The sequence below is a fragment of the Myxococcales bacterium genome, from assembly GCA_016699535.1.
Classification (GTDB): Bacteria; Myxococcota_A; Polyangia; order Polyangiales.
Map to the genome: position 1 here is coordinate 508,758 of CP064980.1, position 26,776 is coordinate 535,533.

At 49.1% G+C, this 26,776-nt stretch carries 26 protein-coding genes and 1 pseudogene; 7 read left to right on the top strand and 20 right to left on the bottom strand.

Translation table 11 applies throughout. The features are described from left to right. Window positions 1-389: 389 nt before the first annotated feature. Entirely contained in the window at window positions 390-713 is a 324-nt protein-coding gene (locus IPJ88_02605) for a hypothetical protein (GenBank protein ID QQR90651.1), read from the bottom strand. Between the two features lie 565 nt (window positions 714-1,278). Between IPJ88_02605 and IPJ88_02610 the strand changes: the two genes are divergently transcribed. The 3 genes from IPJ88_02610 to IPJ88_02620 all read left to right on the top strand — a co-directional run bounded on the left by IPJ88_02610 (window position 1,279) and on the right by IPJ88_02620 (window position 3,667). Continuing rightward, window positions 1,279-2,589, top strand: coding sequence for a hypothetical protein (locus IPJ88_02610; GenBank protein ID QQR90652.1), 1,311 nt, complete (start codon window positions 1,279-1,281; stop codon window positions 2,587-2,589). A 161-nt stretch (window positions 2,590-2,750) separates the two neighbouring features. Continuing rightward, entirely contained in the window at window positions 2,751-3,158 is a 408-nt protein-coding gene (locus IPJ88_02615) for a DnaJ domain-containing protein (protein QQR91945.1), read from the top strand. Between the two features lie 362 nt (window positions 3,159-3,520). Beyond that, window positions 3,521-3,667: a hypothetical protein gene (locus tag IPJ88_02620; GenBank protein ID QQR90653.1), complete on the top strand. Its 147-nt coding sequence runs from the start codon at window positions 3,521-3,523 to the stop codon at window positions 3,665-3,667. Window positions 3,668-3,961: 294 nt separating this feature from the next. Here IPJ88_02620 and IPJ88_02625 read toward each other — a convergent pair whose 3' ends face one another. Next, window positions 3,962-4,819 carry a hypothetical protein gene (locus IPJ88_02625; GenBank protein ID QQR90654.1) on the bottom strand — a complete coding sequence of 286 codons (858 nt, stop codon included), beginning with the start codon at window positions 4,817-4,819 and terminating at the stop codon, window positions 3,962-3,964. A gap of 250 nt (window positions 4,820-5,069) precedes the next feature. Here IPJ88_02625 and IPJ88_02630 point away from each other — a divergent pair, with 250 nt between their 5' ends. Next, window positions 5,070-7,061, top strand: a complete 1,992-nt coding sequence (locus IPJ88_02630; GenBank protein ID QQR90655.1) for a trehalose-6-phosphate synthase — start codon at window positions 5,070-5,072, stop codon at window positions 7,059-7,061. A 27-nt stretch (window positions 7,062-7,088) separates the two neighbouring features. On the opposite strand, the gene IPJ88_02635 is transcribed toward IPJ88_02630, so the two are convergent. Together IPJ88_02635 and IPJ88_02640 are read right to left on the bottom strand one after the other, a co-directional pair. Continuing rightward, window positions 7,089-7,457: a hypothetical protein gene (locus IPJ88_02635; GenBank protein QQR90656.1), complete on the bottom strand. Its 369-nt coding sequence runs from the start codon at window positions 7,455-7,457 to the stop codon at window positions 7,089-7,091. 77 nt (window positions 7,458-7,534) lie between these two features. Beyond that, entirely contained in the window at window positions 7,535-7,747 is a 213-nt protein-coding gene (locus IPJ88_02640; GenBank protein ID QQR90657.1) for a hypothetical protein, read from the bottom strand. A gap of 456 nt (window positions 7,748-8,203) precedes the next feature. Here IPJ88_02640 and IPJ88_02645 point away from each other — a divergent pair, with 456 nt between their 5' ends. Continuing rightward, window positions 8,204-8,443, top strand: a complete 240-nt coding sequence (locus IPJ88_02645; protein QQR90658.1) for a hypothetical protein — start codon at window positions 8,204-8,206, stop codon at window positions 8,441-8,443. 127 nt (window positions 8,444-8,570) lie between these two features. Here the strand turns inward: IPJ88_02645 and IPJ88_02650 are convergent, their stop codons facing one another. The 4 genes from IPJ88_02650 to IPJ88_02665 form a co-directional block, all read right to left on the bottom strand. Continuing rightward, the gene (locus IPJ88_02650) at window positions 8,571-8,798 is read right to left on the bottom strand and encodes a hypothetical protein (GenBank protein QQR90659.1); all 228 of its coding nucleotides are present in this window, start codon (window positions 8,796-8,798) and stop codon (window positions 8,571-8,573) included. A 538-nt stretch (window positions 8,799-9,336) separates the two neighbouring features. After that, a complete protein-coding gene (locus IPJ88_02655) occupies window positions 9,337-10,737 on the bottom strand; it encodes a hypothetical protein (GenBank protein ID QQR90660.1) in 1,401 nt (466 codons plus the stop codon). A gap of 2 nt (window positions 10,738-10,739) precedes the next feature. Beyond that, a complete protein-coding gene (locus tag IPJ88_02660) occupies window positions 10,740-12,032 on the bottom strand; it encodes an outer membrane protein transport protein (protein QQR90661.1) in 1,293 nt (430 codons plus the stop codon). After that, window positions 12,029-13,363, bottom strand: a complete 1,335-nt coding sequence (locus IPJ88_02665; GenBank protein ID QQR90662.1) for a hypothetical protein — start codon at window positions 13,361-13,363, stop codon at window positions 12,029-12,031. The genes IPJ88_02660 and IPJ88_02665 overlap by 4 nt, the downstream gene beginning before the upstream one ends. Before the next feature lie 209 nt (window positions 13,364-13,572). On the opposite strand from IPJ88_02665, the gene IPJ88_02670 reads away from it, so the two are divergent. After that, a complete protein-coding gene (locus tag IPJ88_02670; protein ID QQR90663.1) occupies window positions 13,573-14,487 on the top strand; it encodes a hypothetical protein in 915 nt (304 codons plus the stop codon). A gap of 220 nt (window positions 14,488-14,707) precedes the next feature. Here the strand turns inward: IPJ88_02670 and IPJ88_02675 are convergent, their stop codons facing one another. The 6 genes from IPJ88_02675 to IPJ88_02700 form a co-directional block, all read right to left on the bottom strand. Continuing rightward, window positions 14,708-14,926, bottom strand: a complete 219-nt coding sequence (locus IPJ88_02675) for a hypothetical protein (protein QQR90664.1) — start codon at window positions 14,924-14,926, stop codon at window positions 14,708-14,710. Then, on the bottom strand, window positions 14,913-15,410 hold the full coding sequence (locus tag IPJ88_02680; GenBank protein ID QQR90665.1) for a hypothetical protein: 498 nt from the start codon (window positions 15,408-15,410) through the stop codon (window positions 14,913-14,915). The genes IPJ88_02675 and IPJ88_02680 overlap by 14 nt, the downstream gene beginning before the upstream one ends. Window positions 15,411-15,679: 269 nt before the next feature. Then, window positions 15,680-16,615, bottom strand: a complete 936-nt coding sequence (locus tag IPJ88_02685) for an insulinase family protein (protein ID QQR90666.1) — start codon at window positions 16,613-16,615, stop codon at window positions 15,680-15,682. A gap of 82 nt (window positions 16,616-16,697) precedes the next feature. Then, window positions 16,698-17,039, bottom strand: a complete 342-nt coding sequence (locus tag IPJ88_02690; GenBank protein ID QQR90667.1) for an insulinase family protein — start codon at window positions 17,037-17,039, stop codon at window positions 16,698-16,700. A 3-nt stretch (window positions 17,040-17,042) separates the two neighbouring features. Beyond that, window positions 17,043-18,398: an insulinase family protein gene (locus IPJ88_02695; protein QQR90668.1), complete on the bottom strand. Its 1,356-nt coding sequence runs from the start codon at window positions 18,396-18,398 to the stop codon at window positions 17,043-17,045. Window positions 18,399-18,475: 77 nt separating this feature from the next. Continuing rightward, on the bottom strand, window positions 18,476-19,537 hold the full coding sequence (locus IPJ88_02700) for a cellulase family glycosylhydrolase (GenBank protein ID QQR90669.1): 1,062 nt from the start codon (window positions 19,535-19,537) through the stop codon (window positions 18,476-18,478). 258 nt (window positions 19,538-19,795) lie between these two features. On the opposite strand from IPJ88_02700, the pseudogene IPJ88_02705 reads away from it, so the two are divergent. Beyond that, window positions 19,796-20,715, top strand: a pseudogene (locus tag IPJ88_02705) (GDP-mannose 4,6-dehydratase). A gap of 12 nt (window positions 20,716-20,727) precedes the next feature. Here IPJ88_02705 and IPJ88_02710 read toward each other — a convergent pair. The 6 genes from IPJ88_02710 to IPJ88_02735 form a co-directional block, all read right to left on the bottom strand. Next, a complete protein-coding gene (locus IPJ88_02710; GenBank protein ID QQR90670.1) occupies window positions 20,728-22,125 on the bottom strand; it encodes a hypothetical protein in 1,398 nt (465 codons plus the stop codon). Then, complete coding sequence (locus IPJ88_02715; protein QQR90671.1) at window positions 22,122-23,315, bottom strand: FIST C-terminal domain-containing protein; 1,194 nt, start codon at window positions 23,313-23,315, stop codon at window positions 22,122-22,124. Before IPJ88_02715 ends, IPJ88_02710 begins: the two co-directional genes overlap by 4 nt. A gap of 427 nt (window positions 23,316-23,742) precedes the next feature. Then, window positions 23,743-24,090, bottom strand: coding sequence for a hypothetical protein (locus IPJ88_02720; protein ID QQR90672.1), 348 nt, complete (start codon window positions 24,088-24,090; stop codon window positions 23,743-23,745). 67 nt (window positions 24,091-24,157) lie between these two features. Next, a complete protein-coding gene (locus IPJ88_02725) occupies window positions 24,158-24,358 on the bottom strand; it encodes a DUF2892 domain-containing protein (GenBank protein QQR90673.1) in 201 nt (66 codons plus the stop codon). Window positions 24,359-24,373: 15 nt separating this feature from the next. Further along, window positions 24,374-25,954, bottom strand: a complete 1,581-nt coding sequence (locus IPJ88_02730; protein QQR90674.1) for a hypothetical protein — start codon at window positions 25,952-25,954, stop codon at window positions 24,374-24,376. A gap of 32 nt (window positions 25,955-25,986) precedes the next feature. Beyond that, on the bottom strand, window positions 25,987-26,766 hold the full coding sequence (locus IPJ88_02735) for an outer membrane lipoprotein-sorting protein (protein ID QQR91946.1): 780 nt from the start codon (window positions 26,764-26,766) through the stop codon (window positions 25,987-25,989). Between the last annotated feature and the right edge of the window lie 10 nt (window positions 26,767-26,776).

Here is a 26,776-nt window from a genome sequence, read left to right on the forward strand (position 1 = left end):
CTCTTAGTGCTCTAAGGCAGGCCAGCACTTCTCAGATGCTGGCTGAATTTTTTACTGCCCCTCTTTGTCATTCGGAAGCCAGATAGGCACGGCCGTTACTGAAAGCAGCACCAGCACTAGGCGCTTTTTGCTCCTCAACTGGCGGCGGCCACCACCAAGCTATCACCTCGTAACCCTGTTGACCTGAGTGCTCAACAGAAAAAACTGGAACCTAAGTTTTGGGACACAGATGAATTCAAGAGGCTAGTGCAACACGACAGTGAAAGTACTGTGCCGGGGTCAACCAGTTCAGGGTCTCGCGAGGGCGGGTGTTGAACTCGCATGTAATGCGATTGAGTTGGGCTTGAAGTGGCATGTTTTGGCCAAAAAACATGCCAAATTTGGCGTTTTCAAGACAAGTTAACGACAAACTTGGCAAGTTCTGCCACTGAAAGAGGGGCTTTGATTTCGCGCCTATTTTTCTTTGCATCCGCCCTGAGAACAACTTTTTCACAGTGCAAACGAAAGCCCTTCTTGTGTGGCACCTCACGCGCACCATAAAGCGTATCATTGACTAGGGGATAGCTCATTGCGGCCATGTGGGCGCGGACCTGATGACGCTGGCCCCGATGAATGCGAATTTTGACTAGACTCGCTGCTCCAGCACGATGGACTTCATCGATCATGGTGCCACGAAGCGAATCGTTCTCGGCCGTTTCTCGACTTGCTGTCATTTTGCTCTTGTTTTTTGGAAAGCGTTTGGGATTGCCGCTCACGTAAAGGAAGGCATGGCATACCCGCCGGTTTGTTGATCGTAATCAGTTCGGAGTCTTCGTAGCGTACATCAAGCTTTAATATGGGATTCGCAACAGGCACAAAGTCGCGAGGCTCGGGCAAGGCCAACAGTTCAATGCGATCACCGTCGTTGAGTAGACAACTCTTTTTGGCAACTTGGCCATTGACTCAAACACATCCTGCCTGGATCAATTCTGTATATTGTATACGACTGCATCCAAGTGACTGAGCCATGAGCCAAAGATCAAGCCGTTCATGCCCCTGCCGCACTCTGCCTTGCCAAACACAGTGATCGTCCCACATTTGAACTCACTTTCGACGGCGAACCCCATAGCTGATTGTCACAAGCCTGAGCTCCGAGCAAGTTGGCGCTGGTGTCGGTGTACCCCATCTAAAAAGGTCCAGGACACCCGCTAGCAAGCCTAATCCCACGAGCACCAATATGATTTTACTTGGTAATTTTTGATCCCTTGTTGGTACAGAGATTGCAAACGCTATGCGGCTATGGTCAAGTTCTCCCTGCCCTTTATCTCCACGCTCTGCGCCCTTTCCTTGCTTCAACTTCCAGCCTGTACGGCCAGTCCGTCTCATGACGAAACCTCTAGTCTTTCAGGGGCCGCGCTCTATGATGTGAACGTCCATCAAATGGTCTGCATCGCAACGCGATGTGCGGACGCTGAAGATAAGGAGCTCTGCGAGCAACAGAGTGCTGAGGAGTGTCTTGGGTCGTATGCAGATATCACAACCCTATTGGGAACCTTTTCTTTTTCTTTCGACTTCTTTTCTGCGGCCGCCGCCGTTCTGACTTTGTTTGTATTCACGCTAGTGGGCAAAGATACTTTTGCTCGAGTGGCAAGCTCACTCACCGAATCGGTGCGCAATCAGATCAAGCACTTGCAGCACTACGAATCCTCTCAGCTCAGCTCAGCCGAGCAAATCATTGCCGCCGAACTCCTCGTGATGCACTACCAAGCGCAAAGCGCTTCGCTCGATGCTCGCTCGTTTGCAGGACATATGCTCGCTATCGATCGTGCGGTGCGGAGTATCGATTCGCAGCTAAACATTATCACTTATCTGAAAACGGTATGGGACGTTGCGGCTGAACTCATCGAGTGGCTACGCCATCACCGTGAGGGGTATCTACTGCAAGATGCTCAAAGCACGCACCATTGGAGTTCGATTCTGTTTGACATAGAACAGCGCTACGGCACAGCGATCGCGGAAGGCTTTGTGCTGGGTGAGCCTAAAGCGCTTTGGATCGTGTATATGGACGATGGTTCGTTTATGGATCTCGGCGATGAACCGGATGCCCTAGACGATCTTATCCAGGAGCTATTCGAAGCACTGCACGAGAGAGCTCGACTCGATTCAGCGCGCGAAGTTCTTGAAGAGTTGCTCGCAGACTACACCGAGTTGCAGCCAGACGAGAATCATCTCCAAAGCTCGATTGACATAATCGACAAAGCTTTGGGCGACATCGACGAAGAGACCGGGGCGATCATCGCTCAACTGGGGATGAACGCCGAGGTTGAAAATATCGAAGCCATAGCCGAAGCCATATTGGCTGCCCTGGAAAACTACCTGGCAGGCATGGAAGATGAGGACCTTCAAGATGAGCTTTTTCAGCAAGTTGCCAACCTTATACACCAAACAGGCTACCAGTTAGCAGAGCAAAGCCATAGCGTAGGGCAGGCTCTTGATGAGCCTGATCCGGAGCTCAGCGAAGAGGTTCAGTGGCATAACCTTATCGACAACATGATGCACGGCGCGGATATGCTCGGACGCCTCGTTCAAGCTCTGGATTTCATGCGCTAATCACCATTCCTTACACACTTTCATCCTGCTGCATTTTGCATATTTCATGCTAGAGTTTGCCGCGACGCGGACCCATCAAACGCGGATTACTATGAATGGCTGGAAGTGAAGCGCCAGGCTTCCTTTGATGAGATCAAACGGGCCTATCGCAAGCTGCCCGCCTGCATCAAGATCGCAATCCGGAGGACCCACAAAGCGCCGAGGCTTCTCGTTTGTGCGTCGAGGCTTATAAAGTGCTGTCGAATCCCGATAAGCGCAAACAGTACGACCGCTTAAGACATGCGGCTTTTGATCGCCATCAAATCCATCAAAGCGTCGATTTTACTGAAGTGATGGACAGTCTTCGCGACTTGTTTCAAAAGAAGCGGGAATCCTCTCTGCCCAAAGACATCGAGATGAACATAGAGCTTTCTTTGCCTGAAGCTGTTTTTGGTGTGAGTAAAAAGATCACTGTCGATCGACAAGTTCGTTGTTCCGGCTGTGCGGGTAGCGGCGCGGCCAAGGGCAGCAGTGCAGAACAAAGCATCGCTCTTGAAGACTCTGGCGAGAAGTTTGGCACAAGGGGTTGAGCTGGGTTCAACTGGCTCATCACCCCACAAATCGAGTTGAGGAGTTTTGTTTGCAGCATCAGGCACGGGTATGACTTCGCTACGGTCTTTGGCATGGGCTGCGAGCACGTTTATCTGTTGATGACCGATAGCGATCTTGCCTTGCGCACTGCCCGCGGCAAGATAAGGTAGCGCTGAATCATCGCTGGGCTGGACAAAATCATCGTCACCGAGATATGCCAACACTTTGCGGCTGACTTGCTCGGCCATCCTCAGGAGCTCCGAGTCACTGGGAGCAGGCAGTGGGAAAAACTCCCCGTCCACATATACGCAATCAAGCATCAAGACATGCAGATTCGGACGCCAATGACAATGCGCCAACGATGAGCAACTCGACGGAGGGTGCAAGACCGGTCATGATTACGCCTGCGCCGAAGATGAAGGCTGTGATCAAAATGACTTTCTTTCGACCCTATATGTCGGTGATGCGGCAGCTGCTCGTTGCGCCTAACACAGTACCGACAAGCTGACCCATTCGAGTTGTGCAGGGCTTAGTTTCCAGCCTTCTTCTAGGAAGTTCAGATCCCCAGAAATTACTCCCGTATCGAAACCAAAAAGCAATCCTCCTGTCGCAGCTATACTTGCGATGGCAATAATACAAAATCGATGTTGCGTATGCTCTGCGGTCTTGGGCCTAGAGCCCCTAATACGAAAAACATTCTTTTTGTGGTGGTCAAATCATATTTTTTGCAGCTTTTGCATAGCTTCAATCATGTCATAGACCATCCGATTGGCAAAATTGGTTTGTGAGAAATATAGACAGCTTAGAGTAAGCCAGCCTGTGTGCAGCCTTGTTGGTTGGCTGCAAGAGCCTCCGGCTTCGAGAGAGTCGTGATGTTGGCACAGACCCAACCGGGTAATGAAGTAATTGACTGGGGCGCTTCAGTAGTTGCCGGCTCGGGAGCTTCATTGTTGGCTGATGCAGCAGCCATTCGAGCAGCGGAATCGAGTATCAGCGCGCGAACGACTTCAGGACTGGCTGTTTCAGGAACTTGATTTTGCGTAAGGCTGCAACCGCAGGCCATGGTTTCGTCTTCTTGCGGGAGGGCATCTTGAATCTCGGCAAGTTCAGGTCCGGCGGCTTGAGTGGCCTCAGCGGCAGCAGCAGCAAGGGCATCTTCGCATTCAACGATTCCGCCCTTGCCGAGCGTTACGGCAAAACTAATCCCGTCAGATACATGGGTCACTAAGCAGACAACATCCCCAGTTTGTCGCCACTGTTCACCGAAGGTGCAACTTACGGTACCTCCCGCCATGCCTGTTTCAACTTCAAAGACGAGTTCGGTACCCTCACCATTTTGATGAAAGAGAGTTGCATCGAGAGATTGCGGCCTAAGGAGCGCGGATATGGCTTCGAAGGGTTTCCCTAGGAAGTAAGCTTTGCCCAGCTCAAGCACGTCATTAAACCACGCTCCAATCTGAATAGTGCCGTCAAGACCCAAGAATAAAGGGTTGGCCTCCCAGGCGACATGACAGGGGCTTTCAGCCGACTGCCCCGGGGCCGTATAAGCATTAGATGAGTCGTCCAACAATGGCTGAGCTTCTGAATCTGTTTGGGGTTGGCAAGCAAGAAGCATGGCCAACATGGGTAAGAGCAAAAACCGTATGTTCGGAGCCGTCATAATGAATGAGTGAACAAGCAAAAACTATGCCGCGCCACCTCTTGGGTTCCCTTAGGTTGGGCACCGATGATAGCTGCCTAGACTAATGTAAAACATCGTCTTTTTTTTCTTGCTATGTAACGGGTAGGTTGGGTGGTCATACCTGACGACAAGTCGGTGAGGTCTCAATTCCCAAGCCCTAGGGTATGTTGACCTGGGGTTTTGCTTTCTTGGCCTCATCACATAGCACGCTTTGGGCCAAAAATAGCAGATGAATCTCGGCACAAATATTGCAACGACGCCGGGACAGGAGACATATACCATGTTGCGGCTTAGACGTAGATTTTCACTGTTTTTAGGGCTTTCCCTTGGCTTGCTGTGGATTGGGGCTTGCCAGCCAGTCAAGCGCGTCGGAGACATCTCGGGCACGACGCTCGCTCAAGTGCAGCGCGACACCTCAGTTTCAGATGAGCAAATTAACGCCATCACGAGTTCACTGACTGCCAATCAGACCAAATCCATAATCATCGCGAGTGACGGGGCTCCCTATGGGATCAATGCTTCACATGACGGCTTTTATTCCACCAGCATCGGCTCAGGAGGCGTGGTGACTGGCCTGAAAAGCATGTTGAAATACGCGCCGGTGACTTGGGTGACCCGTGCCAAAGGTGGTTCTGAAGCCAATTTTCTCGATGGTCAAGGTCTGGTCGAAGTGTCAAAGACGGGTTTGACAAGCAGGAACACCGTTGTTGATCAGGGCTACCCTGATGACTTTCATCCGTTGAAGATTGCCTACGTCCATCCCACCGTTTCCGAAGTGGATGGCTATTATGAGAACATTGCCAATCCTTTTTTGTGGTTTGTGCAACATGGTATTCCACTTGCTGGTGTGCCTGAACAAGATAAGTGGGATAACGGGTACAAAGCCGTGAACCAGAAATTTGCGGATGCTGTGGCTGACCTTGCTCTTCGCGATGACACTGCAAACTATGTGATTCTGCACGATTACCAACTCTATTTACTGCCAGGGCTGCTTAAGCAAAAATTGCAAGCCACGGGCTGTGATTGCGTAAAAACCTTGCACTTCACGCATATTCCATGGCCGAAAGCTGATAGCTGGCTCTACCAAGCCAGTCGAAGTTTTCCCAATGGTAACAACTCAAGCAGTTGGTTCATTGAAATGTTTGAGTCGATGCTCGCCACTGATGTGCTAGGATTTCAAACCGTCGATGATGCCCTGAATTTTGTGGCCACAGTTAAAGCGTTTTTGGGCGCTGACAAAGTTGTGTCATCGCCAAATGCGGGACAAGGTATTCGGATATACTATAAAAACCATTTGACGCTTGTGGATGCCTATCCGATTTCGATTGATCCAGACTACATTATTGGTAAGTACAACGAGGCGCGTGCGCGAAAAGATCTGCCCGACAATCCCAACGACGAGGATCTCGCAACCTATAAACAAAAAATCGCTGCTATTGAATACTATCGCAGTACAGTAAATAAACTTATTTTACGGACTGAGCGTCTTGACCCCGCAAAAGGTGTTTATGCAGGCATGAAAGCTTATCAAGCGCTGTTGGAGAAAAAGAGAAACAACGGAACTTTGTATGCCGGAAATGAAACAGACGGTCAATATTCCGTGGGTATGATATCAATCCTAATTCCAACTCGTGAAAATATTCCTGAGTATGCAGCTTACAAAGACGCTGTAATCAATTTAGTCAATCAGATTAACCAAGAGTATGCAGAACATCCTGATTATACTGAAGGTGATGCAAAGTTTTACGATGTAGGTCAACCCTGGAGACCGATTCTCTATTACAACTACAATGACTGGCTCTATGCGCTTTATTTGATGGGATTATCTGATGTGCTTATGGCTACGAGTCGGGCTGATGGTATGAACCTGGTGGTTAAAGAAGCTGCTACGATTTCACAATACGCTGCGAATCCGGAGCATAATATAATGGGCCTCCCAACGACCTTACTTATATCCGATGGGTTAGGTGTGACCAGGGAGTTCTTAAATGCTGGTATGGAAAGCATCTATCCCGTGTCAGCTCCACCAGATTACAAAAACGATATACCAGGATTTGACCGCTGGGTTAATAAAACCGCTAACGATCTTGAGACAACACTAAGGTATAGTCACAATGAAAGCTACGCCGACGTACAAGATGCTGCGGTTTTCATACGCACCAACGATACAAAGAAATGGTTGTTTCGACAGCTGCAAGCTTTGCAGCAAGTAAGAAGGTAGGCCTTGCGATACCCTTGTCGTTGCCCTCTAATGAAATGCAATCGGCAGATAGATGGTTGAGGCCGCTGGTAGGGCTGTGAAATCGAGGATTTGAGGGTCTGTGCAGCGTTCGAAGTAGTCGCAAAACTGGGCGCGCAGGCGGACTGGACCGGGATCAAAAACAAACACCCATTCATTGCTTTCGATGCGCGAGTTCACAAGAGTACGGATCACTTCATCTCTGGTGTTGAATTCTTCAATAAGGATGTGGCCGAATGCACAGCTCTGCAAGTTGAGGTTAACTCGCACAGGGCTGGTGACCTGTTGGCTTTCGGTTGGCGAGATAAAGGCCAGCTGAGGAGCGGGGGTACTGAAGCCCTCGATGACGGGGGTGATGGGCGTCCCAAAGTGGCGCATATAAAGCAGTCGATCGGCGGTTTGCGGAGCGACTCCGCCGAGCGCACCTGCGGTAGCACAACATTGGATATGTGCGGCTATGCCTTTGGGATCGATTGACCCAACTGAAAGCCCTTTGGCAGCTCGAGTGTGTCGGTTTCGTTGTAGGCGCCCGCGCCGACTAGTATGACATCGAGACTCGGTATCGAAAATGGATCCTCGCCGGCATCGCCGTGGTCATCAACGGAAGTCGCCTCTTCATCCGCACAGGCGCTCAATGTAAGCAGGCAAAACAGCAGAGATTTAAGCATTTGTGTTGAGTCTATCGATAGCTATTCCTCGAACTCTTGGTGGCTTAGAGCTCACCGGGTTGATATCACTATCGACCTGTTCGGATTCGAGCTGCCTCCGAGTGGAAAAAAATCGCAAAAAAGATTTGGATACTTAGCAACGATTCATTGGTATGGTCGATGATCTTTGGTAGGAATGAAAAGACGATGTAGATCTGAGCACGGGAAACTATAAGAAGATCAACGTAGGATTTTGCCTCGTCTTTGTGGCTTTTACGACGAAGAGCCTATGCCCCGAGGGCTTTGAGACGGCGGATGGCAAGTCTAAGTTGATTAGCGTCGATCCCCCTGCCACGGCTCCAACGCTTAGTGTCCAAGCTTCCATAAAAACTTTGACCTTCAATTGGGAGGCTGTAAAAGGCGCCAGTAGCTATCAACTTTTTTGAAGATCGTGCGGGGACTGGTGAGTTTGCACAAGTGGGTGATGATCTTGGCGAAGAGGTCTTGCAGTGTGCAAGGGAAGTGTCCGTCCATACTTTTGACTGGAACCACGCGGCGTTTAAAGTTAAAGCGTGCAACGAAGGTGGCGGTACAGAGTCCGATGTGCTGAGCGTCAAACTTTGGACACTCACTGACAAAGCACCTGCTTTTGCGTGCTTTGATGGCCGACTCGCAACCGCGGCAGAGCAAATCGGCTTAGATGTCTTGAGGCCCTAGAGCCCACAAGAAATATCGACGGCTTGTTTATGCGCACCAGACTTGTCGGCAGGCAGGCTAGCACTATTGCGACACAGCCACACCCCATGAGAACTTTGTTATATCGGATGTTTTTACCCGGAAAGTTTTACGGTGAAACTTTGTAAACTTCCGGAAGAGATTTGCCGATCTCCGGCGGTTTTTCGCTTGCTTCCGTACTGGCAGCACCACTCGTTCTCAGGGTGTTGCCATCCGACTGGATCAAATTATAGACGACCGTGTTGCTATCGATACTGGCCTCACCTATGACGGCAAGGTCTGCGTCAAGAAAGTCCTTCGCTACACCGACGACCCAGTCTTCATAAGTCACAAGCATGGAATTATTAAAACTCTCAACCCGCGCATCACTCAGTGCAGTAAGCTCGTATTGTTGAATGAGTAAATGTGTTCCTGGGAATTACCTCAGTAGTGTCCTTACGGAGGAGCAAACATGTATTACTTATGGAGAGCCACATAGTAGCTTTGGTCCAGTGGGTTACTATCTTATTGGGGAAGTTTCAGCGGACCCGGAAGCCAGTGTAGCAGTCCGTTCACCTACGCAGTGCAAATTTGCTTGGGACCAAGATCGCGTGTCTTGGATCGATGATGGAAGTATTGGTCCTACCGACAATCTCTTTTTTGAACCACTTGATCGTAGTAGCGTTTCAAAAACATGGACCACCTCATTGTACGGTGCTGAGTACGTGGTCACAGGCCGAGATCCCGCCATCGAAGAAGGCGGCGTCTCTTTCGTTGCGCCGTGCCGCTATCTCGGTTCAAGGGCCGTGCGCCAACAAACGCAGCACTTTGCCTTTGTCCCAGACTGCCGAGCTCGGGCAATAGCTAAGCAAGGTCACGGACGAAGGCAAAGTGCTTCAGTTTTTAGCGACGCGGAAGATGGAGCCGTCGCTAAAGTACATAAGCCATTGCTTCTGAAAGTACACGACGCTGGGAGAAAGTTCCGGAAGTTCTTTTAGATTACCCCGTCTGGCCAGGACAGGATTGTATGCAAAAGGCGTAAACTGGATGCCCGTCACATCGTTTTGTAGTGACCATAAGGCTACGCCTATCGAATCGTTGTTTTGGGAAAAGGCATCGGGACCATCGCCTTGCCGCTCGCCACCTTGGGCGGAGAAAAACAAACGCACTTCATCGCGACCGAAGGCATTGCTGAAATGAACAGCGTAGGGATCTTGCATCGAGCTAAGCTCTCGCCAGAGTTGCCCCGTTTCTTGGCTTTGCCTTAAAAGCTCAATGGATAAAACTGGGTCCTCTATGCGAACAACACTTCCAGCGTTATCAAAGCGCGCCAGTCCTAAGTAGTGTTTATCTTCGCTGAGATAAAACAACCACGTTTCTTGATTCACCCTAAGAACTGCTGGAGAAAGAAGTCGGCTTCCTTGCCACGGCGTGTAGGGTTCCAGAACGATTTGTTCTTCTGAAAATAGCAGTCCATCGCTTGATTGGTTTTGAAACAGAGCATGCTCCCCCGCTTTGGCATAGTAAATTTCGACTTGCGAATCTGAAAAATTAAACGCTAATCCTGAATCCGAAGCAAAAACCTGTGAATCAAGACCTTCGGTCGCTTCAAGATCAAAACGGGTGGCATGCATGGCAATGCCTCGTACCAGCACTGTGTTTTGTTGCGCGTCACTTAATACGGCATAAAGCAGGAGCTGATCGTTTGCTTCTTTTACAGAAGCTTTTGAGAGCGTGCCAAAGCTACGCTGCAAATCGCAACGCTCGCTGGAAGAACAAATGCCTGGTCCGTGTCCACAGCCAAGCGCGACGCACTGACCCACCAAGCAAAGCTCACCGAAAGCGCAATCGCTTTCATCACCGCAACTTGGTATGCAAGCACCCTGTTCACACAAATGAGATGCAGGGCAGTCGCTTTCATCAAAGCAGCGCGGCGCACAACGGCTGGGCGAACCTACGCAAACACTGCCTTGGGCGCACTCCGATGAAAACTCACACAGTTCAAGTACGCAACGTCCACAAACACAGGCCTCACGACCGGAGCACTCTGTATCTTCAGTGCAGCTTTGTGCCCGTTGGCTTTGAAGCACGCACAAGCCAAGCGGAATGTCCGAACTTGTGACAGGTCCCTGAAGCGCAGCACCCTCTAGGCAAAGCTCGACGCGATCGCTTTCTTCGTAGGGGGCAATACCGCTACCAAGACTTGGGGCCTGTTGGCTGGCATCGGCTGAGATGCCACAATTGGCAATAAATACCATGAAACATGCCACTTGTGTCTGTTTTTTAACAAATTTCATGACTATTTTGTCAATTCGACTCTCATAAACAATGACCCCGAAAAGACGGTTCCACTTAGGCGATAATCGGATGCAAAGGCATAACGGGGATCTTTTATTGTCGTTCTTGGGACAAGGGGTTGGGCTTGCAAAGCCAGTCCGAAGGAAAAGCGCCGCTGCCACGCTTCAAACTCATAGGCTGCTCCGCCAGCGAACACATGCCGGGACGCGTCGGCAAAACTGCTGAGTCCACTTTGATCGGGAACAGGCGAGTGGATGTAAGCGTAGCCTAGGCGCAGATACACAAGCTCAGTGGGCGCAAGGTTGATGCGGTGCTCTAGAGCCAAGCGAGGAATGACAACATCGTTCCAATGGGGCGCTGGCAAATCAAGTGAAATCGCGTCGATGTCGATACCAAGCTGCACCAGTAAATCGACATTGCTGGCTACCTGCTTTATCTGGGACCACTGTTGCCAATCAAGTTGAGCATAGAGCCTCCACGTATCAAGCTCGAGCGATGCAGCAAGGTGCAGCGAGCGCGGCGAGTAAAAATCAATTCCGTTTGCACGAATAATGGTATCGCCTTCGATGTCGGTGCCGGGCACGCTCACAAAGCTTTGCGCATAGATTTGAGCATCGAGTTTCTGCGGCTCGCGGTAAGCTACGCCGAGGCTTAGGTAAGACTTAGCCTTCCAAAGCAGACCCATGTAAGGCGAAAAGCGCCATGGCACATCAACCTGTAAATGCGTTGTAGCTTCGGTGCGCCCAGGTAAAGTACTGACATTGAGATCGAGCCCGTCTCCTGCCACGCCGCCAAACACCGATACGCCCAAGCCCAGCGAAAGTTTGTCTTTGTAGGCCACTGCCGCACAAAACTCTGAAGCGACTCGTCTGAGACGATTGTCCCACAGCACGACTTGAAGTTCGGTAGGCGCAGTGAGCTCGATTTGCGCGATGCCTGCAGTCGGCAAATACATCACGCCGTTTAGTGCAATGCGCCACTGCTTGCCGAGTTCAATGGGAATATTCAAAGCAGCGGTCAGGGCTGTTGTCGATGCAAGACCAGCATCAAGATTGTTGAGGGTGAGCTCGGGTGCTGCCATCGAAACGCCAAGTCCCAAACTTGCTCGCTTGGCAAATGCCGCTGATGCAGGATTGTAGGCCGCAGCACTCAGCGCATCGTCGCTGCCGTACATCGCGCCTGCAAGAGCTGCGCCGCGATCGGCAAAGCCAATCGCCCCAACAGGATCAGCCCACGCTACAGAGCTCGTCCATCCCAGAGAGCAAACACAAAGTCGGACGACGAATTGCTTCATGGCTCAAACTCCACCGCCACACTCAATCCAATGCTCAAGGCAATCGCCTCGCCAACAATGTATGGGTAGCCCGGATTACTAAGCTGCATGCCCGAGACTGTTTCATCTTCATCCGCCAGCGCATTGGGATTAGCTCGAGCTTGATCAATGGAGGAAATCACTTTGTCCGAGCGAACGGAGCGCATGTAGCTTAGCGCAGCATGAGCGCTAAGTATTAGCGGATGGCCGAACAGTTTTTCAAAGCGAATGCTGCTACCAGTGGAAAGGCCAAGCTTGGGCGCATCAAGCAAGTTACTCCTGCCGGTCTGCTCGTTAAGCATGCTAGTCGTGAGCGAGAACCCAAAATGCTGCGTAAAAAGATCGTGTTGGCTGAGCGCATGATTAAGGCTCAACGATGCGCGAGTGAAGATAGCATCGTTGTATACTTTTTTAGGGATGCGAAGACCAAGATCGATAGAGGAAACTGTCGCGTCGACTTGAACAAAAGGGCTGTGTAGCACTGAGAAGAACTGATAACCTAAGTCAAACTCTGCCAAGATAAAGCGGTTTTGATAAGCCACTCCAAGCTCAAGGGTATGCGGCGAAGCTAACGCATATCCTTTCATGGCAATGTCGAGAGGAGTGCCGCCCACTAAGTTTTCGGTGACGATTTCGTAAGGCACGGAAAAGGCATGCCGGTAGACAAGAGCAAAACGCCAGTGTTTCAAAGGCACGACTCGTAAGCCAGCAATAAAACTCGTGTAGCTCTCAGCTTGCGCGGAAAGCGATGCTTCAGTCGCTCGGCTGCCTCCCATGGCTGTGCGCAAGCTACCTCGGAGCGATGAAAAGTAGTTCAAGGCAAGACCCAGTGAAAGCCAGCGCAATGGACGCAACGCGAGTGCAGGAAACAGACTGATCCGCTGGGAACGGTTTTCGTAGTAAGGAAAATGGGGATCTTCGATGCTGGGCGCGTCTATCGACAGCGCGCTCTTTAACGGACTTTGCAGCGCAAGACCCATGCTAAGCCAAGGCGTAATTGGCGCCGAAACAGCGAAGGCGCCGAGATCGGCCAAGTCGATCTCTGAGCTTTGCTCTGCGTAGGGACCTCCGTAACTTAGTTTCGAGGCAAGGTGTTGATAAGAGAGTTGCAATTGAAGCGTGCCTGAAAAAGCGAGCGCGGCAGGGTTGTAGTAGCTCGACTCCGGACCTGTTTCACTCGCTATGACCGCAGAACTTTTGGCAGCAGCAACCGAGCCAATCCCAGCGAACTCAAGCGGACTGGCAAAGACCGGCTCAGGAACAAAAACCAATAGCAGCCACAGGGATATCCCCTTTTCGACAGCCAGGCGCATTTTCCTTACAAAAATCAAAATGTGTTGTTCTGCAGAAGGCCGATAAAGAAACCGGTCGAAAATCGCGACCACAAGACAGCGGCGATGAAAGGACTGTCCCACAAAAGAGCTGCATTATACGAAGATCGCTCAGGTGTCAGGTGTTTTTAAAGCAAAAACAGAAGCTTGGTTTGACAGGAGCTTTGTTCAGGCGTAGGTGTCTGGGGGTTATGAAGCGTTTTTTCTATGGTTTAGGTCCAGGATTGTTGTTTTTTTTAGCTGCTTGTAGCGCCGCAAACAGTCCCAGCGATGAACCAACCGTCAACCAACAAGGACCCGAAACTGGATTATGCAGTAACGAAACCGGCGAGGTGGATATTCGCGGACAATGGGCAGTTCGCGCGGATTTGGATGTTGAAGGAACCCAACGCCAGGACGCTCTGATTTCCCTTTGCCCCGATAATCCCCAAGTAGCCGGCGCCACGGCTTGGATCAAACTTGATTTTCAAGAAGCACCCTCAGGCTCCACGGTAAATCACATCGCCACGATTTGCGCGCTTGATCTTTCAGTCATTACCGCGGGCATCGGTACTTGCCCAGCAGATCCTGCAGATTTTCTGGAAATCCGCATTGCCCTTGGTGGCGCATTGCAGACTTACCTTCCAACCGTACAGATCCCCGGCAAGAGCAGCATCGTGGCAAAGTCGCCAAATGGCAGCCTAAGCACCGATAAGTTTGAGTTCTTTGGTGGCACGCAAGGCAGCGACGATGACAGTGACGGCAAAGCCGGTGTCACCTTGGATTTCACGACCGGTGGCGATGACCCCGCAGTGGCTGGCGAAGTGTATGCTGAGTTTGAACTCTCCCCGCTGTTCCGCGGCCGTATCCACAACTCACGCTGCATCGAAGGTAGTACCCAAGTCGTGCTTGATTACTATGTCATCGATAGAGACATCGAGCTTGCTGGCACCAAACTCGACACCGAAGTCGCTCGACAAAACATTCCTACGCTGCGAGTCCTTAACTCCAGCACTTTCCGTGCCCTTCGCGCCAATGGAGAAGAAGACCACGACTTCGATGACGATAGCGATGGCAATATAAGCTGCGAAGAAATCCTGCAGCACTCATCGTTGTTTCAGCGCTAGAGGTGCTTTGCTTCGCTCCTAGTTCAGTAACAACCGTAACACGAACTTAACAAAGCCCCGCCTAGCACGATGTCTTCCTAACTATAGAACGATGGGAAGCCAGATGTATTGCGTAAGCACGGTGGTGTCCTTGCTTTCCACCGTATTAGGTCGAAGAGCCCCACCGAGATCGAGTGGCGTTGATCGAAACGACCCTCTTAGAATTGGCTGTTCGCCTTGTTCAGATCAGATCAAACTGGAGCGGAAAGGGTAATTCAAGCTTAGTTAACACTCCGTTGATGAGTTCATATTTGACACAATTGGCCTCATTGGTTGCCGGGTTCACGCTGCAAATACCGGCAGCATTGCCAACGGGGGTAAGACCCGTACCGCTAATTGTATAAACACCAAGTTCATAGATCGGACTACGATCATTGGGAACAATATTAAAAAACTGCATGTGCGGCTGGAGTAGACACCGAGGTTTGAGTAATGTGTGCCGTGGGAAATACAGGATAGTATTGAAAAGGCAAAAATGCTTCGACAGCTTCTGCGTCTAAATTAATCGTATCAGAATCACATGCCTCGGTAGGAGTCACTGTGACATCAAGTGAATACTCGCCTATAGGGCCAAGCGAGTTAAGTTCAAGGTCAAACTGTTGCTCAGTAGTTGGCGCTGTTGAACCATTGTATCCCGCAGCACAAAGAGTGTAGAGCTTCTGATGCATAAGCGATCCATTTGCATCGAGAATGTTCAAGCTGACTTGAGCATCGGCGCCTTGGCTTGCCCAAATATTATCTTGGCTCCATTTAACCCGAAACGATGGCCGAAAAACAGTGTTTTGATACAGAGAGAGCGTGTCACTAGGATTTAGAAACAGAACTTCATAGTAGGAAGCGCCTACGACTTGACCGCTTTGTTGAGACTGCAGCTCGTTTTCCATAGCGGCAGAACATCCAAATAACATTACGATAAGAAAACAAACTATTGCTGACAATACACTTTTTAGCTTCATAACTACCTCAGATTTAAGTGTTCTAACCTATTCAAACTAAGCCACACCGTAGCTCTTTTTTGTGGAGGATCAAGAAGATAGTTAGCATGTGCCAAGGCATCTCAGTTGGCACAGCTCATCTGACAAATATGTCATACGATGTTTTGTAACACATCGTTTGCGAAGTGTGACAAACAGATAACTACAGCAATTTTTGACTATAGTTCATCAAAAGAAAGGAGTTTGATTGAGTCAAAAAGTTTTAACTCTCGGAGTTGCTTTTCTATTTTATTCGCCGTAGCGACAATGACGAAACTTACATCATTATCCGAAAGGCGACGTTTCAAAGCAGTGTTTGCTTCTTTCAACGTGACAGCTTTAACTCGTTTGACATAGTTCTCGTAGTAGCGAGGCGGAAGCCCCATCACTTCTGCATCAACCAATTGGTCAACACGTTTTGCCGCCGTATCGATATCGAAGGCGTGACTGTTGATGAGATATTCTTTGGCAAAATCGAGTTCTTTTTTGCTGATACCACGCCGCACAAAATCTTGATAAAGCTCCCACTGAACTTTGATACAAGCAACCGCATCGTCCATGGCGGGGAAGGTCCACATCCACCATGCTTCGCGCTCTCGATCATGGCCCAAACGCGAGCTTGCACCATAGCTCCATCCGCGCTTTGAGCGAATTTCGTTCATGAGTCGTGCTGTAAAAGTTCCGCCAAACGCGGTGTTTGCCACATAAAGTGCGGTGTGGTCCCGGTCACGGTTGTGGCTCCCAAGCGTACCGATCACAATCTGGCTCTGAGTGCGTTCGGGTTTATCAATCACGAGCAGACTGCGACCCTTTTTTAGTTTAGGTGCTCGAACAGCTTTAAGTGCCGCCGAACCTTTTTTCAAGTTTGCAAACTCTTTATCCAACAAGCTCATCAGCTCTGAGCGAGTAATGTCTCCAGAGACGCCAAGAACCATATTGCTAGCCACCACGTGTTTCTTCACCAGCTGCTTGATATCTTTGAGCTGCACTCCGCTGATGCTTTTTTCATGGCCCAAAACGCTACGGCCATAAGTATGGGCTCCAAACAATGAAGAACGAAAGCCTTGAATTGCAAGACTTCGATCGTTGTCGCGGTTGTCGACTATCTCGGCCATTGTTTCGCTCTTGATTTGCTCTAAATCATCTCGTCGTAAAGCCGGACGCAAAAACATGCCGGCAAAAGCGTAAAGAAGCTCTCTAATTACGCCGAATCACCGTAGCGTGAAAGGATATAAAACTATGTGCGACTTGAATGGAAAGCTGTGCGCCAAGACTATCGATTGTTTCTTCGAACTCAAGCGCCGTCGTGTTTTTTGTTCCCATACGTAGCATGCGTGCAAAAAGACGCATGCTCCCTTCTTTGCTCTTGGAATCAAATAAAGCGCCGTTGCGAAACACCAGTTCGATATTGACCAAAGGCAGAGAACTATCTTCCTCGAGGAAAACTTGCATACCCTGCTTTGTCTTGAATTTCTTGATTTGCGCGGATGCTTTTTTACTGCTCGCGGTTTTCTCTTTGTATCGTTGATGTTTTTTCACAGCTTACTCTTTGGGAAGAACAGTAATGGTCGTACGGGAGGTTTTGTTAAAATATTTTTTACTAACGCGACGAAGATCAGCAACACTGATTCCGCGAACCTGCCCCATGCGTGAAAAGGCTTGTGTAAAATCACCAAGCACCGTTGCATAGAAACCTAAACCTTCTGCTCGGCCAGAATTGTTTTCCATGCCTTGAAGGAAAGATAGTTCAAAACGGTTCTTAGCTTTGTCAAGTTCTTCTGCTCTGATGGGGCCATGACAAAAACGTCTTATTTCTTTTTCGAAAAGAGCCAAGCCTTTTTTTGAACTTTTCCCTTCACGCATTGAAATCCAGATCTCGTACAAACCCGGGTCCTTAAAAGACCCCACAAAGGAGCTTACTTCCGAGGCTGCTTCCGCTTCCACAACCATTGAACGGTGTAGGCGCGAGCTACGCCCGCCAAACAGCATTTCATCGATGATACACAGTACGGTGTGATCGGGATCAGCCAGCGCAGGACTACGATAGCCAAGCTGCAGTTTCTCAGTGGGCGTAGGTAAACGCATGGTAAGCTTGCGTTCCGTGCGCTGTGTATTTTCTTTTACTGCTTTCTCTTTTGGAATTTTCGCGGAAGGGAGTTTGCCATAGTGTTTTTCGATGCAATGCAGAGCATCCTCCTCACTCACATCACCGGAAATTACTATTGTCGCGTTGTTTGGAGCATAGAAGGTCTTGTAAAACTCACGACAGTCTTGCAGCTTAAAATTAAGGATATCTTCCATCCAGCCAATCGTCGGCCAATGGTAAGGATGCTTTCTGAACGCAGTTGCATAGAGCTTCTCGTTGACCGCACCATGGATATCGTCTTCAACCCGATAACGTCTCTCGTTGGCAACCACTTCCTTTTCCGAATCAAGCTGTGGCTTTCTAAGCACGAGATTCACCATGCGCTCCGCTTCCATGGAAGCCACGAGCTCCAGTTTAGAAGAGGGAAGATTCTCGTAGTAAAAAGTCCAATCAAGCCAAGTTGCAGCATTGGTTTCACCGCCCGCGGACTCAAGTATGCGATCAAACTGTCCCGCAGGAAGATGTTTCGTTTCATTGAACATCAGATGTTCAAAAAGATGAGCTAAACCTGTCTTTCCTTTTTTCTCGTGGCGCGAACCCACTCGAAACCAAGTCTGGTAGCTCAGGACGGGCGCGGAATGATCACTCAGCAAAATAAGATCAAGCCCATTTTTTAATCGGTATTGCTTAACTTCTTTACTCTGGCCCAAGTCATGTCGACGAATAAGTCTAACTTGTGCTTTTCGTTTAGCCGAAGAAGAAATGAGTTTTTTGGTATGACTGATTTGTGTTTTTGAAAGAGCACGTGCCATGGAATGTTGGTCATCGTGGGCCTAGCCTAGCTCTACGTCAAGTCCCCTTAGCACTCTTAAGCACTTCGATTTGATCACTAGGGTTTTAAAATTGCCATGAGTTGTTGACCAAAACTTGTAGGGAGCAAATCCATACCAATACCGCAGCCATCTGAAGAGGTATCTTGAATTAGATTTGGCGCGCAGTTGTGGTGGAAGGTCCAAGCCAGATGCGAGATTTGCCGTTGCTCCGCATACGATACTACCGAGTTGATTTCTGAGCTTCCGTATTCTCCGATAATCACGGGAATGGTTTGTGCAGCATCACCAAAAAGCGAGTCGTAGAAACTATCGGTATCGGGCGGTGTTCCGCTATCAAAGTAAGGGTGGCTTTCGTAAACAATATTCTCTCCACCACTCGCTGTAATTGGATGATCCACGTAATAATCAAGGTATCTTGCCCAGGCCCGAGTTCCTTGTACCGAAACGATGTGTTTGTAAGGCGCGCCTGCAGCCTGTTCCGCGTCACGAATCGCCTGAACGGTGTCATTCATGGCTTGCCATACTTGGGCATCTTGCGCGCCGTCAAAATTGGACTGAGGTTCATTGACTAGTCCAAATAGAACATGCCGGTCGTGTGCAAAGCGTGTCGCAACCATCTCCCAGATTTGTTGCGTATCTTCAGTTGGCCAGCCAAGGGGAGTAAAGCTTGGATCAATCCACAATGTTACCAATACATATGCATTTTCTTTTTGGCCAATGTGATCCACGATTTGCTCAACTTGATCGAGCACTGAACTGTCATCAAGGATGCTTTTGAAATTGCTTTCGGCGCGATATCCTTCGGCGCCCGCATAGCTTTCGAGCGCAAGGCGCACAAAGTTAGCTCCCCAAACATCATAGAGCTCATCCAAGCGACGATTGACCTCGCCAACTTCGGGATCTTTCCATGTACAAGCATTGCAACTGCGCATGTCATGGATGTTCGCACCACGACCCATCCAAACATTATCGCCTAAATAGATATGGTTTCCTGATGTGTAGAGCCAGCCATCATTACTTGCGGAATCTCCACTGTTACCCGAAAGATCCGTGTTTGAACTTTCTCCCAAGCCATTCGAATTCGAGCCTGGGTTGCTGCCGTTCGTAGAATCGCCCACACTAGCAACCGTTCCCGTACAAGCGTAGATAGGCACAATACATCCCACTAGGAAACACTGCCTAAGCAAGCTGTATGTACGATGCGCATGACCCATGCCTATAGTGGCTTGCAAGAAATGGGCCGCTTTTATCGACTGAAATTATTCAAACTTTCTTGTATTTCTGGCGCATTTAAAACACTCCCAGAACAAGACTTGCGCCAAGAATCGCTTCGCGCTTCGAGACGAATCTGTTAGAAGAGCGGACAAGGAAAATTTATGCGAATTTTAGTGAGCGGTGGAGCTGGTTTTATTGGGTCTTGGGTTGTCGATGCTTTTATCGACGCGGGCCATGACGTTGCTGTACTGGATAGTCTTGTCACAGGCGATAAAGAAAACCTAAATCAACAAGCACGTTTTTTCCAAGGCGATATCTGCGATGAAACATTCGTCAAAAAGGTTTTCGAAGAGTTCCGTCCTGAAGTCGTTGACCATCATGCCGCACAAGTGAACGTGCGCAAGTCCGCACAAGACCCACGGTATGATGCAGAAGTAAATATTCTCGGAACACTCAATCTCTTGCAAGCTGCAAAGCAAACGGCCACAAAGCGCTTTGTTTTTGCATCGACGGGAGGCGCTATTTATGGTGAAGCAAGCGATATTCCCACGACTGAACAATGCGCTGCAAAGCCTGAATCGCCTTATGCCATTTCTAAACAGGCAGCGGAACTTTACTTGAAAAGCTCTGCTAAGTTAGCAGGTCTTGAAACGGTTGTACTGCGCTACGCCAACGTGTACGGGCCGCGTCAAATGCCAAAGGCGAAGCGGGTGTAGTTGCTGTGTTTTGCAATCTAGCGCTAAGAGATGAGCCCTGCATTATTTTTGGCGACGGGCAACAAACGAGAGATTACGTCTACGTAAAAGATGTAGCACAAGCTAACTTGCTTGCACTGAATGCAAGCCCTGACACCTATAATGTTGGGACAGGTATCGAAACCACAGTCAATGAGCTCGTGGATAAGCTCGCACTGGCCCTCGATAAAAGTATCCGCTCAGAGCACGTCAACGCACGCGGGGAAGAGCTTCTCCGAAGTGCACTTAGTGCCAGTAAAATAAAAAAGAATTTGGGCTGGAACAACGAGATTGATCTAAAAACAGGTCTAACCGAAACAAGCACTTGGTTTAAACAACGTTTATAGAAGTCTACGCTTTTACTTTTCTACCGTACTTTCTGCATGGTGCAGAGGAACCGTTAGTGTAAAGATCGCGCCTTGATTTGGACCATCACTTTGTGCACTTAGGGAGCCACCCAAACGTCGCGCAGCAATGGCCGCGTCATGCAAACCGAACCCTCCCTGACGATAATCCGGTGTAAAAAGTGCATCTAATTGTTGCTTTGTAAAACCCGGTCCGCTGTCTTCTACTATGAAGCAGATGCTATCGGGAACCGCGTGCACAACAGAAACCATGACTGTTCTAGCCCGTGTTGTAATGCGCTGCAAGGCTGAACTCGCGTTTGCAATTAGCTCGGATAAGATATCGCATAGAACAAATCCGGCACAATAAAAGGAAATTGCTTCAGGCGTTGTTATTTCTATGGCAATGTCATTTTTTAGCTTATCTTGCTTAGCTTTTGCAATAGCTTTTTCGATCAACTCATGACTATCGCATTTTGAAAAATGCTCAACGCTCTCGATGCGCGTATTTTGGTCATCGACATAGCGAGCAATGTTTTGCACTTGTTCATCCAAGTCTGACAAAGTTGCGTGAGCCACATCTAAGCGTCGATGCACAGCCCCAGAAAGCGCATTTAGATACGGCAGTACTAATTTACCACGTTGATCGTTTTGCAAATAATCGACAAGTTCCTTTGGTTCTTTAGTGGCAAGATCGGCAATGTCATCAATACGCGGCAATGGTAGGGTTTGAATGTTTTCTCTAAGTTGATCCAAAGACACTGAAATTGAATTCATCGCATTGCCTAAGTGATGAAGAACACGTATGGCCATTTCGGCCTTTCCCGCCGTGCGTGCCGTGTCGATAAGTTGTTGCTGAAGTTCCATCATTTTCTTTTGATCACTGGCTCGCTCCAAGGCTTGGCTCACCAGAAAACTCAAGCGCTTCGCTCTTCGCACATGACTTTGCCTAAAATGACCTTGCTGCGCAGAAGTCGCAAGCAGCATGCTGGTTGGTGGGCTGCCTTGCAACGGTACGTAAAGGGCGGACTTTACTTTAGGGAGCATCTCAGGAGACTGGTTATTCCATTCCAGTAGTTTGCTAACATCAAAAATTGCCAGAGGCTGAGCAGGTTTTAGACGCACTAACATATCGCGATGATGCCTCAGCTCTTTGGAGAAAATCGAGGACGTTGAAACAAGGGTTTCGACACCAAGACCCTCGGCTCTAACAATGCACGCTTCGTCAAAATCAAGTACCAATTTTAGTACACGCAAAAGCTCAGCAAACATTTGTTCCGGTTTGCTAGCCAACGTCAAGGTCGAAAGGCACATCGCGACACTTTCTGACTCAAGCCGTAGGGCTTGCTCTCGCTGCCGCGCAAGCTCCACGTCGAGAAGCGCTTCGCGAAGATGTTCGCTGCTGCCTTTCATTGGGTAAACACCAAAACAGAGATCATGAGATTGCCGTGTCGATTTCCACAGCCTGCAAAACATCCTTGTTCACCAAAAGTAAACGCACCCAAAAAAGGGGCCTCCTTAAGTTCGGTACAAATACTATCAACGACCTCGTCCATACGATCTCGAACGGTTAGCATGCATCCCGCGCAATAGATGACTAATGCTCCTGCAACCTGCTCGACGACAGCACCGTGGTTTTTCAAAGCAGCGCCGGCGACACGCCCGGCTCGTTCGGCAAGGCTATCTTTGGTGCCTCTCATCAGCACAAGCTCGTCACCAACGCTTATTTCTGAAAAGACACTAAGCACACCGTTGTTTAGCAAAGTATCAGGATGCGAGAGATGATAATTTTCAATACCGGCAATACTGCTTACCGCTCGTCCCAGTGGGTGCAGAGTCGTATGGGCAAGAATATTTCCTGGCACAGTTAGATGCTCTGTAAGTGCTCCTTCTGTCCATTCGTCATATACTTCTGCCGCTGCTCTTCCATCGATTTCAAAAATAGTACGACCCTCGGCTCGAGTCACCTTACCTTTACGATTGGTTGGAGTATATCCACTATGAAAAGCAAAAAGTAGTTCAGTGCTTGGAAATAACACTGAAACTACAACGGCCCGATCGTAACAGCGACCATTGCAAAAAAGTTTCCACTCTCCATTAACTGTATTGTCAGCGGCGCTTCCTCCAGTTACTGGAACATCTGGGCCTAAAATCTCAGCCAGACTATCGAGCACCATTTCTTCGTCCCCAGGCGTCGATGATACCCAAACCATCGCAGGAAGCATGCCTGGACGCTGCGCTTGCTGTAGCGCTTGCTCTAGCGCCTCGCGGGTTGCGCTCACGACATCAACATCAATGAAAGCTGCGCCACTACCATACGCGCCGTCGTGATCAAGCACTCCAAACAGTCCGACCGCTACACCATCCTCGCCGTGGAAACCTTGCTCTGTCATCACACCAAGACAGGAAGTGTTGCCATGTATTGCACTATTGGGAGCCAACTCTTTAAGCATGATGGAAAATGCTTGTGTATCTATGACAGAGGTGCAGTTTACGATAAGCAGTTGTGGAGCTTCCCCTAAATTATTATAAATCTGTTCATAGGCTTCGCGAGCTGCGTGAGCTGCTTCTGAGGCTGTCGAATATCCCGATGCTGTTTTCATTTTGACCTCCTTCCAATCTGATGAACTCAGCTCATTAGAAGTTCAGAACTGTGTTCTTAAAATGTACTTTGACGAAAAAACTCTTTAGATGTTCGTCTAAAATTCAGCATAGAAACATCTATCGCTCCGACCTCACGCAACGAATGCTAACCGCGACAAAAAAGCCCGCGAGAACAGAAACAGTTTGGAATCGTAGACACACGAGATCTCAATCCACTTTTTATGAATCCAGTATAGGCCTTGCACTCGACTCCGCAAGTTACTTGAAGAGCGAAACAACAAAGGCTTAGCGCTTCTACTCACAACGATTAGTGACTTGCCGTTACGTCAAAATTTTGGCGACAAGGTACCCGCTCGTAACCCGAAAGCCATCGGGATCTTCGTTGTATTCGTTTAGTATAGCAAGGTTTTGTTTTCGAATTTCACTCTATACATCGCCGGCTAAGTTACGAATCGCTCGCCAAACTGGATGATTCATCTCAAGGTCTGTAAACCAAGCCTGCGCAGAGGATTCTTCGAACACAATCTCCTCTTCGAGAATCTCAATCTCTGCGCTGTGAATGCCAAACAGGTCTTTCAACGACGAGCGATCACTCCAAGGGGACGACTTTTTCGGGCTTTTATTATAGTTTAAAAGTTCGCCCACTTCGTAAATAGCGCCTTTGGGTAGCCAGGGACTAAGCACCATGCGGTCACCAGGACGAAGCACCCGGAACATCTCCGCAACTGCTTGTTTCGGATTGGGCGCAAAGATAACTGAAAAATTAGCAAGCACCGCGCCAAACGATGCATCCCTTAGCTTATTGCATTTGCTATCTTGCTTTCAAAATGGTCGACCTTATTTAAAAGGCATTGCCGGGTTTGAGGCCGACCTTTTTGAGGATCATGGCGAGGGGGCAGAAACCAGTGAAGGAGGCTTGGAGCATGTTGAGGCCGACGAAGGCTGTAACAGCTAGCCATGCGATGTTGTGCAGGTACGCGAGACTAACGCTTGCGAGGATAAACACTCCGGCGATTCTAAATACCATTCGATCTACATTCATTGCTGTACTCCCTTTCTAAAACGAATAACGCATGTTCGCGTAGACGTTGCTGTTTTGTTCAAGTTGTCCAAAGAAAGTAAAATCATCGCGACCAAGCATGATATTAGCCCCGATCATCGTTGAAAGTTGATCGGTCCATTTGTAACTGATGCGTGGACGAATATAGGCGTCCATGTCGGAAGGCGAAAAGAATGTGAAGGCCGAGAGTTCAAGATTATCCTGCAAAAGGAAATAGGTGAGCCGTAGCGTGAGCAAATGCCTTAGTTCATCTTGCTCATAGGCAGACCACATTGAGTTTGCTTTGAGCTCGTCGTGCTTCAAGGTGTACTCAAGATAATACTGCACACCTGCTTGAAACTTAGTGAATAGCTCGTGTTCATAACCGGCAAGCGCCCGCACTTGCGAGTTTGGAATGGTGGGATCATCTCCACTGTTATCAGCATGGGAATGGTAAAAAGCGCCTTCAAGGTTAAACAGACCGCCCAACAAAGCTCCTCTTACACTGCTGCCATAGACTGCAAGCCTTGAGTACGTTTGGGCCATGGCGGCAAGGTCGAGCGACAAGGGCTGCTTCCAAAAACCTGCGTATCCATAGAGCGCAAACTCGTAGCCAGCAATAGTGCTAAAAATGCGGCCAAAAAACTCCCCATTTTCGAGTGTATGAGACGGCGTAATCGGATCCACGGGGACCGAGGGATCACCACTTCCAACAATGTTTCCTGCCATCGGGTTAAAGAAGCTGAAGCGCTCGCCAGTGATGAAGCGATCGCCGGCAAAGATAGGAAGCCAAACAAGATCCACATTGAGTGCACTAAAGTTCGTAGAAAGCCTCAGGGCATTGGCTGGTGCTTTTAGAAACTCGTCACGACGACCCGAGAAAAACGATTGAAAGTCTTTGGGGAAGAGATCGTTAAGAAAGACAAAATCGCCGGTGCCCCAAGTTAGAACTTGCCGACCCGCTCTCAGACTAAGCCAAGGCGTAAGCTGCGTGAAAAGCGACGCATCACGAACATCGATAAAGACATTGTTCGTGGTGGCATCTGCTACGATGTCGCCCCTAAAACGAGCTGAGGCAATGTCATGTGAGGCATCAAGAGATAGACGAAAACGCGCTTCGTTGCTCACTAGATCAGAAGGTGTCGAGCGATGCTTAACAACGCGAGCTGCAGTGAGTGACTCGACAAAGCCATGAAACTCAAAGGGAAGCTCCTCGATGCCTCCACCACTATCACCACTATTTTGCTGGCTATCACCCCAGTCTTCTTCAAACTCACCCCATTCACCTTCGCCTTGTTGTGCGTTGGCATCTGGTTGCGAGCCTGCTGTATCGCTTTCCTCATCGCTTTGTGCAGCCTCTGCGTTTTGCTCCGAAGAAACAGTTTCGTCTTCATTCTCTGTCGAATCTTTATCTTCGAGCAGCTCTTTGCTTTCCGATTCGTCACTTTGTGAAGGAGAAGGGGGCGATTCGTTTGTCTGCTGCGCCCAGCCCACCGACAGCGGCAGTGCCATCCACGCCACGCTACTGATCAGCACCAGCCCCAAACCATGGTCCAACAAGCTGTTCTTTTTAGGAATCCGATTGTTTTCAAATAGCATGACTATCCTTCTCCTTCACAACGATCGTTTGCTTATTTGAGCCAGTTGCTCGGTGGGTTTCGTAATGAAGCTTCGGTGTAGATGTTCTCGGGTATACCAAGATCATACTTGGTGTTCCGAATCTCGCTCATCGTGTACGCCCCACTCTCAAGGTCGGTGACTTTCAAGCGTGTGATAGTTGGATTGCCCTGAATATTTTTCGTCTGAGCTGTCTCAATGCGCCGGTAGACCTTGCCTTGCTTGTTGGTGTACTCAATTTTAGATGGCAAAAACGTACTCTTATCAACCCACAGTGTGTACTTTGCAAACTCAACACCTGTGCGATTCTTAGGAGTACTTTCAATGACGTAGTATTGATCGTTCGTTTCCTTGAGTTTATGCGTATCTTCGGTGTGATGGCGGCCTGAGATATCTTCATAGAAGAAATTGGAACCCACAAAACTGGTTCGTTTGTCACCAGCCGAAATGCGCTTCACAAGATCAAGACCCGGCATGTAAAGCCATCGGTCATCGTCCTTTTGAGGATGCTTCTTCACAAGAAAGGTTGTGTTGCGAACATCTGCTGGTTTTTCAAAGACCACTAAATAGAACTGATCGCCTCCGTCCTTTTTTTCTGAGCGAAGCACGGTAAACTGACGCAAGCGTGAACGTTGTTGCGCATCGACTATCTTCATGCGGATTTGTGCGCGGCCATCTTTGCCCGCGTAGTATTGAGCAAGGTTGGCACGCTCAACAATCGCAGCAGCGTCGCTAAGATCCTTTGCGAAGGCATTAGCTGTAAAGAGGCTAATCGCAGCGAGAATCACTAAAATAAAAAAAAGC

Excerpts from the sequence above, each read along its gene's own strand:
- IPJ88_02605 (QQR90651.1), bottom strand. The coding sequence starts at position 713 with ATGACAGCAAGTCGAGAAACGGCCGAGAACGATTCGCTTCGTGGCACC.
- IPJ88_02610 (QQR90652.1), top strand. The coding sequence starts at position 1,279 with ATGGTCAAGTTCTCCCTGCCCTTTATCTCCACGCTCTGCGCCCTTTCC.
- IPJ88_02620 (QQR90653.1), top strand. The coding sequence starts at position 3,521 with ATGAGCAACTCGACGGAGGGTGCAAGACCGGTCATGATTACGCCTGCG.
- IPJ88_02625 (QQR90654.1), bottom strand. The coding sequence starts at position 4,819 with ATGACGGCTCCGAACATACGGTTTTTGCTCTTACCCATGTTGGCCATG.
- IPJ88_02630 (QQR90655.1), top strand. The coding sequence starts at position 5,070 with ATGAATCTCGGCACAAATATTGCAACGACGCCGGGACAGGAGACATAT.
- IPJ88_02635 (QQR90656.1), bottom strand. The coding sequence starts at position 7,457 with ATGCGCCACTTTGGGACGCCCATCACCCCCGTCATCGAGGGCTTCAGT.
- IPJ88_02640 (QQR90657.1), bottom strand. The coding sequence starts at position 7,747 with ATGCTTAAATCTCTGCTGTTTTGCCTGCTTACATTGAGCGCCTGTGCG.
- IPJ88_02650 (QQR90659.1), bottom strand. The coding sequence starts at position 8,798 with ATGCTTGTGACTTATGAAGACTGGGTCGTCGGTGTAGCGAAGGACTTT.
- IPJ88_02655 (QQR90660.1), bottom strand. The coding sequence starts at position 10,737 with ATGAAATTTGTTAAAAAACAGACACAAGTGGCATGTTTCATGGTATTT.
- IPJ88_02660 (QQR90661.1), bottom strand. The coding sequence starts at position 12,032 with ATGAAGCAATTCGTCGTCCGACTTTGTGTTTGCTCTCTGGGATGGACG.
- IPJ88_02665 (QQR90662.1), bottom strand. The coding sequence starts at position 13,363 with ATGCGCCTGGCTGTCGAAAAGGGGATATCCCTGTGGCTGCTATTGGTT.
- IPJ88_02670 (QQR90663.1), top strand. The coding sequence starts at position 13,573 with ATGAAGCGTTTTTTCTATGGTTTAGGTCCAGGATTGTTGTTTTTTTTA.
- IPJ88_02675 (QQR90664.1), bottom strand. The coding sequence starts at position 14,926 with ATGCAGTTTTTTAATATTGTTCCCAATGATCGTAGTCCGATCTATGAA.
- IPJ88_02680 (QQR90665.1), bottom strand. The coding sequence starts at position 15,410 with ATGGAAAACGAGCTGCAGTCTCAACAAAGCGGTCAAGTCGTAGGCGCT.
- IPJ88_02685 (QQR90666.1), bottom strand. The coding sequence starts at position 16,615 with ATGGCCGAGATAGTCGACAACCGCGACAACGATCGAAGTCTTGCAATT.
- IPJ88_02695 (QQR90668.1), bottom strand. The coding sequence starts at position 18,398 with ATGGCACGTGCTCTTTCAAAAACACAAATCAGTCATACCAAAAAACTC.
- IPJ88_02710 (QQR90670.1), bottom strand. The coding sequence starts at position 22,125 with ATGAAAGGCAGCAGCGAACATCTTCGCGAAGCGCTTCTCGACGTGGAG.
- IPJ88_02715 (QQR90671.1), bottom strand. The coding sequence starts at position 23,315 with ATGAAAACAGCATCGGGATATTCGACAGCCTCAGAAGCAGCTCACGCA.
- IPJ88_02725 (QQR90673.1), bottom strand. The coding sequence starts at position 24,358 with ATGAATGTAGATCGAATGGTATTTAGAATCGCCGGAGTGTTTATCCTC.
- IPJ88_02730 (QQR90674.1), bottom strand. The coding sequence starts at position 25,954 with ATGCTATTTGAAAACAATCGGATTCCTAAAAAGAACAGCTTGTTGGAC.